Source organism: Kribbella sp. (assembly GCF_035655035.1).
Lineage (GTDB): Bacteria > Actinomycetota > Actinomycetes > Propionibacteriales > Kribbellaceae > Kribbella.
Window position 1 is genome coordinate 1 of sequence record NZ_DASRVN010000003.1, and the last position, 6166, is coordinate 6166.

Here is a 6166-nt window from a genome sequence, read left to right on the forward strand (position 1 = left end):
GGACTGTTGCTGATGGGACCTGCGGCCGTTGCGGCTCGGGTTCAGCAGCAGGCCGGTCGTTGCTGGAGGTCGATGCCCGGTCAGTCGTGATCGGGCTGGTCGTCGCGGGGCTGCTGGCTGGGTACGGCGTTGCCGTGCCGGTCGGCCCTGTCGGGACCTATCTGGTGGCCTTGACGGCCCGGAGTTCGTTGCGCATCGGGGTGTTCGGCGCACTCGGCGTGGCTTCGGCGGACGGCGTGTACGCGGCGGTCGCCGCGGGAGCGGGTTCGGTACTGGCGCCGTTCCTCGTGCCGATCGTCGAACCGTTGCGCTGGGCATCGGTTCTGGTGCTGATCGGTCTCGCGGTGCTGGGCGCGGCCAAGGCGGTACGGCGGTATCGCGAGCACCGGATCGACGCGCTGCAACAGGAAACCCCGGTCGGCGCGTGGACGGCGTACCTCGGGATGCTCGGGATGACGATGCTCAACCCGTGGACGGTGATCTACTTCGCGGCCCTGGTACTCGGGGGATCGGGTGTCGCGGGCATCGGCGGGCGGATCGTGTTCGTGCTGGCGGCGTTCGTGGCGTCGGCGAGTTGGCAACTGCTGCTCGCGGGCGGCGGCGCGCTGCTCGGACGGGTGCTGACCGGTGCGCGCGGACGACTCGCGACGGCACTCGCTTCGAGCGCGCTCATCGTCGTCCTTGCGGTGCGACTCGTCGCCTAACGGAGAATGAGCCGGTGATGATTCGGCGTGGGGGACGTGGAGCTCGCGGTGACCGATCGCGGCGGTAGCGGTCCGGTGGTCGTGCTGCTGCACGGCCTCGCGGGGAGTTCCCGCGAGCTGCTGCCGACGGCGGACGCGTTGAGCGACAGCTTCCGGGCGGACGGGTTGCGGGCGCGGTTCGACGCCGACGTTATGCGGGCGACGATCGCCGCGGTGCAGGAGGACCGTTGGCCGGAGTGGGAGCAGCTCGAGCCGCCTACGCTCGCGGTCTTCGCGGAGCACGGCATGTTCACGGCGGAACAGCAGGACGAGCTGATCCGCCGCCGCCCGCAGACCGAGCGGGCCGTGATCGCCAGCGGCAGTCACGACGCGCACCTCGACGCGTTCGACCGCTGGATCGACGTACTGCGTGGCTATTTGAGGAGCTAGGGTATGGGCCGCTCGACCGCGGTGCCCGGGTTGAGGAACAGGAGGATCGGGGGGCCGGTGTTCGGGAGGATCTGGGCGTAGGCCTGGAGTTGTGGTGCGTAGTACGCGACCCGGCTGTCCAGGGCTGCTGCCGGAATGGCGTCGGTTTTGTAGTCGACGATGGTGAGGCGGCCGTCGTCCTCGCGGTAGATCAGGTCGACGAAACCTTCGAGGACCGTGCCGTCGGGCTGCACGGTGCCGACGTACGACTCTCGCCAGTGCTCGCGGGCCGCGGCGCGCTGCACCACGTCGGATGCGAGTGCCGAGCGGACGAGTGCGGTGACGATGTCGGTGAACTCGAGCACGCCTTCGGCGAGGCATTGGGTGGACACGGCGGCGTCCAGGCCGGCGCCGGTGGAGAGGTCGACGACCTGCAGTACGGCGTGGACGGCGCGGCCGATCGCCGTACCGTAGCGGCCCTTCGACCACGGCGGCAGCTCGACGTCGCGGGCGCCCTTCGCCGTACCGGGGTCGACGTCGGTGAGGGTCGCGTCCGGGCCGGTGCCTTCGAGGCCGGAGGCGCTCTGCGCGGAACGGAGCCGGCTCGCGGCCTGCGCCGCGGCGGCGCGCGATTCCCATTCAGTGCGGGGGATCGGCGGGGACACGTCGGGGGCGGCCGTCGGCTCGCGGTCTGGAACCGGAGGGCCGGTGAAGAGCGTGGAGTTGGGGGCCTCGACGCCGCCGGCGGTTGCGAGCAGCTCCGCGTTGCTCGTGTGCCGGCGGTTGCCGGAGCGGTGCAGCGAGACGACCAGGTGGTCGCGGGCGCGGGTCGCGGCGACGTACAGCAGGCGGCGGCGTTCGTAGTCGTCCATCTGCTCGTCGACCGGTTGCACCAGGTCGAAGTCCTCGGTCTGCACCGACGACTTGAGCTTGACGGCGTACCCGCCGGACTGCGGCCACAGGACCTGTACGCCGCGTTGCCGGTTCGGCGAGGCGGTCATGCCGGACAGGATCACGATCGGGAACTCGAGGCCCTTCGCGGCGTGGATCGTCATCACCCGGACCGCGTCGGCGTCGGTCTCGGGCAGCACCGCCTCCGCGACACGGGACGTCTCCTCGCCCTGGTGGGCGGCCCAGGCGAGGTACGAACGGAGGCCACCGTGCTCGACCTCGGACCAGGCGCGGGCCTGGTCGACCACGAACCGGATCCGCCGCCAGGCGTCGCGGGCGCGCGGGCCGATCGCGGCGACCTCCAGCATCCGGCGGTCGGCGACGATCTTCGCGAGCACTTCGCTGGGGGTGAGCCAGCGGGCGGCGTAGTGCGTACGGCGGAGCCACTCCATCGCGTCGCCGACCGGGTGGGTGAGGAGCTGGTCCGGGACCGGCGCGGTCAAGGTGAAGGTGCCGCCGTTGCGCTTCCAGGTGAACAGGTCGTCGTCGCCGCAGCCGAACAGTGGTGAGCGCAGCGTGGTGACGAGCGCGAGCTGGTCGCTCGGGTCGCCGAGGGCGCGGGCGCAGGCGAGCAGGTCGCGGACCTCGGCGGTCTGGTACACGAGGGAGCTGGCCTCGGCGCGGTACGGGATGTCGGCGCGGTCGAGGGCGTCCTCGAGGAACGGGAGCGAGGTGCGGGCCGGAACGAGTACGGCGATGTCGCCGGCCTCGGCGGGACGCCAGGTCTGCGCGCGGTCGTCGTACACCAGCCAGCCGTCGCGGAGCGCTTCCTCGATCACGGAGGCGACATCGGTGGCCTCGCGCTCGCGAAGCACGGAGGCTTGCGCGCGGGGGAGGTCGTCGTGCGGGACGGCGCCGAGGATCGTGACGGCGGGGCCGGCGGCCGGGTCTTCTTGGGCTGGCTCTTCGAGCGGTACGTCGACGGCGTCGCCGCGGCGGCGGAACGGGAGCACGTCCGCGAGGTCGGTGAGCTGGTCAGCTCCGTCCTGGTGCGGTTCGTCGAAGAGCGTGGGCTCGTCGAAGATCGAGAGCTGATCACCCTCGACGGGGGTGGGGTGGTCGGGGGTGGACGGGCGCCCGGGGGTGCCTGGGCGGGCGGGGGCGCCGCGCCCCGGACCGCCCGGACCGCCAGGACCGGAGGAGCCGGGGGCGCCGGGTGGGGTGGAGGCGCCGGGCGTGCCCAGGGCACTGGACGAGCCCGGGGTGCCGGGGGTGGTGCGGTGGGGGGTCAGGGATTGGTAGGCGGGTTGGGCGGCCTCGTGGGGTTGGATCAGGGTGGTGAAGACGGTGTTGATCCATTGCAGGATCGGTGGGACCGTGCGGAAGTTGGTGGTCAGGGCGACGGTTTCGCCGAGGAGTTCCTGGGCGGTGAGGTAGGTGGCGATGTTCGCGCGGCGGAAGCGGTAGATGGACTGTTTCGGGTCGCCGACGACGAACAGCCGGCCCTCGGGGACCTCGACGTCGTGCCAGTCCGGCGCCGACGCGTCCGCCCCGCCGGCGATCCGGACCGCGAGCTCGATCTGGATCGGGTCCGTGTCCTGGAACTCGTCCAGCAGCAACCGCTCGAACCGCTCCTGCAGCTCCGCGCGTACGCCGGCGTCCCGGCGCAACAGGTCCCGGGCCAGGACCAGCAGGTCGTGGAACTCGAGCCGCCCGTCCGCCCGCCGCAGCTCGGCCGATTCCAGCACCCGCTCCGCGATCCAGTGCGAAAGATGCCGAAGGCAAGCATCGAGCAGCAGCTCGACCAGCGAACCGGCGACCTCGACCACCTCGGTGCAGTCGCCGCGCACCTTCGCGATGTCCGGCCAGTTCTCCTTGCGCCCGATCCGGCCCACCTTCAGCCCGCGCAGCGCCTGCAGGAACGACAGCTGTGTCTCCTGGTCGGACGCCCCCTCCAGCATCAGACCGAGCTCGCGGATCTGGACCACCTTCGGCAGCAGCCGGTCCTCGGGGTCGAGGCAGGTCTCGGCCACCGCGCCGATCTGCGCGGCCGCCGCGATAAGCCCGGTGAGGTCCGGCATCGCCACCAGCTCCGGCGGCTCGACGAGTACCCGGTCCGCGATCAGGTCCCAGTCGTTGCCGAACAGCCGTGCCAGCGACCGCAGATGCTTCAGCTCGACACCGACCGCCATCGCCAGCAGCAACGGCTCGGCAATCGAGTCGTCGTCGAGCAACAGCTGCTGCAGCTCGGCCCACCGCTCCTCGAAGGCGACCGAGGAGCCGACCTCGTCCAGTACGTCGATGATCGGCGGCAGCCCGGCCTCGATCGGGTGCGCGAGCAGGATCTGCTGCGCGAACGCGTGCAGCGTACCGATCGACGCCGAGTCCAGATCGTCCAGCGCCGCGTCCGCGAGCTGCCCGACCTCCGTACGCCGCGCCTTCTCGAACTCGACCCGCAACCGGTCCCGTAGCTCCGCGCCGGCCTTCTCGGTGAACGTCACGGCCGCGATCGTGCTCAGCGGTACGCCGTCCCGCAGCACCAGCGTCCGCACCCGCTCGACCAGCGCGTGCGTCTTCCCGGACCCGGCGCCCGCCTCGACGAACAGGGTCGAATCGGTGTCTGTCCGGATCCGCTCGCGAGCCTCGTCGTCGAGCAACAACTCACTCATCCGAAGCTCCTCTCGGCCCAGCAAGGAGGGAGGCTAGTCATCCGAAGCCTCCAGTGCGGTCGGGTCGATCAATCGGACCAGGCGCTCGAGGACAGGATCGTGGCGCTTGCGGTCCCAGCGGGCGCGAACCTCGCTGTGGCCGAGGCCGTCGGGGTTGCAGTACGGGCACTGCACCCACAGGAAGTCCGGGACCTCGGGTGCCTTCGGTGGGAAGTGGCCGGCCGCGATCGAGGACACGATCACGTCGAGCGTGTCGACGTACCGCGCCTCGACCTCCGGGGTCAGCGGGACCGGGATCCGTTTGCCGCCACGGCGGACGAACCAGTACGACGCCTCGACCGGGGTGGAGGGTTCGCCCAGCCGTGCGCGGGCGGCGTACGCGTACACCGGGAGCTGCAGCTTGGTCCCGCCCGCGACCGGGTCGGACTCGATGCCCTCGTACCGCGAGAAGCCGCCCGTCTTCACGTCGGTCACGTAGATCGTCCCGTCCGCGCCGAGGTCGACCTTGTCCGCGGATCCGCGCAGCAGCACCCGCCCGGACGGCACCGGGATCTCCACCGGCGGCTCGCCGTCGAACCCGAACCGGAGCTCGCTGGCAACCACGGAGGCGGACCGGGACGCGCGCCACCGGTCGTCGTCGCTGAGCAGCACCATCAGGTCGCCGAGGATCCGCATCCGCTCGCGCTGCCACAACCGCGGATGCCCGGTCAGCCCTTCCGCCTCGAACCGATCGGCGAGATCCGCGCCGATCGCCAGCAGCAGCTTGCGTTGCTCCTCGGTCCACGGCTCGCCGTACCCAGGCAGCGAACCGGCCAACCGCGAAACGAACGCGTCCAGGCTGTTGTGGATCAGGTTCCCGATCTGCACCGGCGAGATGACCAGCAGGTCTTCCGGAGCTTCGAGCGGCTCCACCTGCAGCAACCGCTCCACGAAGTACGCGTGCGGACAGGTCGCGTACGACTCCAGCGAGGTCGGTGACGCGATCCGCTCTTCGACCGCGAACTCCGGCAGCCCCGAGACCCCGGACAGATCCCCGTCGAACCGTGTGAACGCCATCGACGCGCGCCCACGCAACAACTCCCGCGCCCGGACGAGGACGCCGTCGTGCACCCACAACCGCGCCGCAGCGGCCCGCGTCTGCCACTCCTGCTCGGTCGCCGGCATCGTTGCCGTCGTCAACGAACCGGCGTACGACGCGGACGTGCGCAGGACAGCGTCGTACCGATCCCACTGTGTCGCGGGCAGCGCGTGATCCCCGGTCAGCTCGCGCAACGAACCGAGCAGCCAGCGCGTCGGCAACCGCCGCGACGACCGGCGCAGATCGCCGCGCGGGAACGACGCCACCACCCGCGCACCCGCCGAGAACGCGACCAGCAGATGCCGTTGCTTCTCGTCCAGCCGATCCCGGAACGACGCCAGCTCCGGCGCCGCCGCCTCCCGCACCCGATGGGGGAGCAGCGCGTCCTCGTGCACGCGCCCCGGATACAGATCCTC

Annotated in this window: 4 protein-coding genes; 2 read left to right on the forward strand and 2 right to left on the reverse strand. The window is 71.3% G+C overall.

Annotation, left to right across the window (positions count from 1 at the left end; translation table 11 throughout):
- A partial coding sequence (locus VFF46_RS00060; RefSeq protein WP_325034861.1) for a LysE family transporter occupies window positions 1-704 on the forward strand: 704 nt, incomplete at its 5' end.
- Between the two features lie 27 nt (window positions 705-731).
- Window positions 732-1133, forward strand: coding sequence for a hypothetical protein (locus VFF46_RS00065; RefSeq protein ID WP_325034862.1), 402 nt, complete (start codon window positions 732-734; stop codon window positions 1131-1133).
- Here VFF46_RS00065 and VFF46_RS00070 read toward each other — a convergent pair.
- Both VFF46_RS00070 and VFF46_RS00075 read right to left on the reverse strand, forming a co-directional pair.
- The gene (locus VFF46_RS00070) at window positions 1130-4672 is read right to left on the reverse strand and encodes a UvrD-helicase domain-containing protein (RefSeq protein ID WP_325034863.1); all 3543 of its coding nucleotides are present in this window, start codon (window positions 4670-4672) and stop codon (window positions 1130-1132) included. The two genes, VFF46_RS00065 and VFF46_RS00070, sit on opposite strands and share 4 nt — an antisense overlap.
- A 33-nt stretch (window positions 4673-4705) precedes the next feature.
- Window positions 4706-6166, reverse strand: a 1461-nt coding sequence (locus tag VFF46_RS00075; RefSeq protein WP_325034864.1) for a PD-(D/E)XK nuclease family protein, incomplete at its 5' end; no start/stop codon positions are given.

Bases quoted from the DNA above. Each gene is read 5' to 3' on its own strand.
- VFF46_RS00070 (WP_325034863.1), bottom strand. From the start codon at position 4,672: ATGAGTGAGTTGTTGCTCGACGACGAGGCTCGCGAGCGGATCCGGACA.